The organism is Candidatus Magnetaquicoccus inordinatus, assembly GCF_004217665.1.
In the GTDB taxonomy this organism is placed as follows: domain Bacteria; phylum Pseudomonadota; class Magnetococcia; order Magnetococcales; family Magnetaquicoccaceae; genus Magnetaquicoccus; species Magnetaquicoccus inordinatus.
This window is the reverse complement of the sequence record NZ_RXIU01000047.1, coordinates 16467-19419: the sequence shown is the minus strand read 5'-3', so window position 1 is coordinate 19419 and position 2953 is coordinate 16467. Positions and strand designations below refer to the sequence as shown.

1 protein-coding gene is annotated in these 2953 nt (G+C 49.6%); it reads left to right on the top strand.

The features are described from left to right. Positions 1–740 precede the first annotated feature (740 nt). Positions 741–2921 (top strand): SulP family inorganic anion transporter, encoded by a 2181-nt coding sequence (locus EJP87_RS05715; protein ID WP_130470901.1) that lies wholly within the window; start codon positions 741–743, stop codon positions 2919–2921. The last annotated feature ends 32 nt before the right edge of the window (positions 2922–2953 follow it).

Below are 2953 nucleotides of genomic sequence, written 5' to 3'. Positions count from 1 at the left end.
GCATTCGCGCACGCCGCACAGATTTGTGCCCACAAGGGGCACTCTTTGGGAGGGCGGATGCCCGACATGCACAGTTTCGCTTGTGGCAACAGTGAGAAAATTGGCAAATGCGATTGCCCTGCCTTTTCTGCAGCGCTGTACAACTGATTTTACAATGTGTTGTTGCGGCAGTGCTTCGGGAGTTTTGGGGAGAGGATTGGTCGATCCAGTGTTGCAAAATTCAATAGCTATTGCGGATGGGATGGTGATGTTAAATTTATATATATGATATTATTGCAAAAAAATATTGGAATACAATCTGCTATTGACTCTTATGCTCTGCAAAATGTGCATGCAGTGCTGGCACAGCGCGATCCTCTCTTTATGCTGCAGTGTGCAGGGAGAGAGGCTGTCGAGAGTGCTTTTTTTTCCCAAAACAAGCGCGTATCAGGAAGGAGATATAAAACAAGCGGTTCATAAAACAGAAAAAAGTTCCTTAATATTTTTCATCATTCTGCCTTATTCCGGCTACCAGTGCCTTGACGGTGGAGCATACCCCATGGTATAGGGGGGTTGCGCTGCCATTGGGATCAAGGTATGGGAGAGTGTTGCTTTTTTTCTGCCGTTGGGTTGAAGAGATCTCCCTCTGCCAATCCTCCTCGTTTGCCAGCTCATCTTTTGTTGCCAGTTTCCTTGCCCGGCAGCTACACTTTTTGTGGGTACATTGTGTCAAGTTGTCTGGCCTCTTATTGAGGATCCATATGAACAACAGCAGGTTGATGACGCGGTTTTTTCCCTTTCTGAGCTGGTTTCCAATTCCTTCGTTGGTATTACGTGATGATCTGATGGCTGGGATTACCGGGGCGTTGGTTCTGGTTCCCAAAGCGATGGCATATGCCCAACTCTCTGGATTGCCAGTCTATTTTGGGCTCTATACAGCTTTGGTTCCGGCTTTTCTGGGAGCATTATGGGGCTCCAGCCGACAACTGGCCACCGGACCGGTGGCGGTGGTCTCCTTGATGACCGCTGCCGCGGTAACCCCGTTGGCAGTGCCGATGACCGAGGAGTTTGTCGGTTTGGCTCTCTTGCTGGCGCTATTGGTGGGGATCATCCAGTTGCTTTTGGGCGTGGTCAAGCTGGGAACCATCGTCAACTTTGTATCGCACCCGGTCATTCTCGGCTTCATGAATGCTGCGGCCATCATCATTGCTTTGTCGCAACTCGATATGCTGCTGGGTATTCCAAAAGGGCGCAGTGATTCATTTTTGAAAGATATCTGGGAGATGTTCGGCTATCTTCCCCTCACCCATCTGCCAACCTTGGCGATGTCGGTCTTGGCGGGAGTGTTGATGTTGACCTTGAAAAAGGTCTCCTTTTTGGCCAAACCAAGCGTTTTGATTGTCGTGGTCATTACCACCTTGATCAGCCATTTTGCCGGTTTTGCCAATCAAGAAAAAATCTCCCTGGAGCAAATTGCTACCGCATCTGCGCAGAGTAAAATTGCTGGTTTTGCCACTAATGAGCAAAAAATTACCGAGTTGATGGGAGAGTTTACCGAAAAATCGACTCAACTCCGCGCTGCTGGCAAAGAGGGCAATGCCAGAGTGGCGATTAATCTCAACCATGCCATCAATATGCTTAATCTGGATATGGATGCTTTGAAAAAGGCCAACCAATTGAGTCAGAGACAGATCAATCGCATGGAGTTTGTGCGTGGCAAAGAGTTGAGCAATGGTAAATCGCTTTTCTACCTGGAAGGGGAGCTGCCCAGCGGTGTGGAAAGCGATGGCCGCGAATGGCACATCAAGAAAATCCTTGGCAATAAAGTACAAATGAGCAGTGGTGGCGATATTGTCGGCACCATACCTGCCGGTTTGCCCTCTTTTCGTATGCCAAAACTGGATCTGGATGCCTTTATGGTGCTGCTGCCTGCTGCCATGATTATCTCTTTGGTGGCTTTTATGGAGTCGATCTCCATGGCCAAAGCAATGGCAACCAAATCCAAACAGTTGATCGATCCCAATCAAGAGTTGATCGGTCAGGGAGTGGCCAATCTGGGCGGAGCATTTTTCCAAGCCTATCCGGCATGCGGCTCCTTTACCGGCTCCGCAATCAATCTGCAGGCGGGTGCGAAGACCGGCTTTGCCATGGTCTTCAATGGGCTGTTTGTCGGGGTCACCCTTCTTTTTCTGACCCCTTATCTCTACGATCTGCCCAAGGCGGTTTTGGCAGTGATCATCCTCTTTGCTGCCAGCAGTCTATTGACTCCCACGGCCATCAAGCATACCTGGCAGGCCAGCCATATCGATGGGGTGGTGGTGGGGGTGACCTTTGCAGTCACCTTGTTGGCCGCTCCGCATTTGGATAAAGGGATCATGGTAGGTACTTTTCTCTCTCTGGGACTCTTTCTCTACCATACCATGAAACCACGGGTGGCCATTTTGGGACGCAGTCCTGATGGTTCGTTGCGCGATGCCCGAGTCAACAAGCTGCCCACCTCTGCCATTGTGACTGCCATCCGTTTTGATGGTCGTCTCTATTTTGCCAATGTGGCCTATTTTGAGGATGCGGTGCTGCATGCCATCGCCGACAATCCAGGAACCAAATATATCTTGATTGTTGGTGATGGGATCAATGATATCGACTCCTCTGGCGAAGAGGTGATTCACAGTGTCATGGAGCGTTTGCACGAACAAGGAATTGTGATGCTGTTTTGCGGGTTGAAAAAACAGGTGTTGGATGTGTTTCGTGCCACCGGGTTGATGAGTAAAATTGGTGAACATCACTATGCCACAGCCGATCTGGCTTTGGAGGCAATTTATAATCTGTGCGGTGCCGCAGGCTACCGGGTGGATGGAAAAAATTGGTGTGCTACAGAGTGTCACAGCCGTTTTGGTACTCAAGGATATTTGTGTCCCATGCAGTGCACCAACAGTAAATAAACCGTTGTGCAGGGAGTGGCGGAATCAGTTGT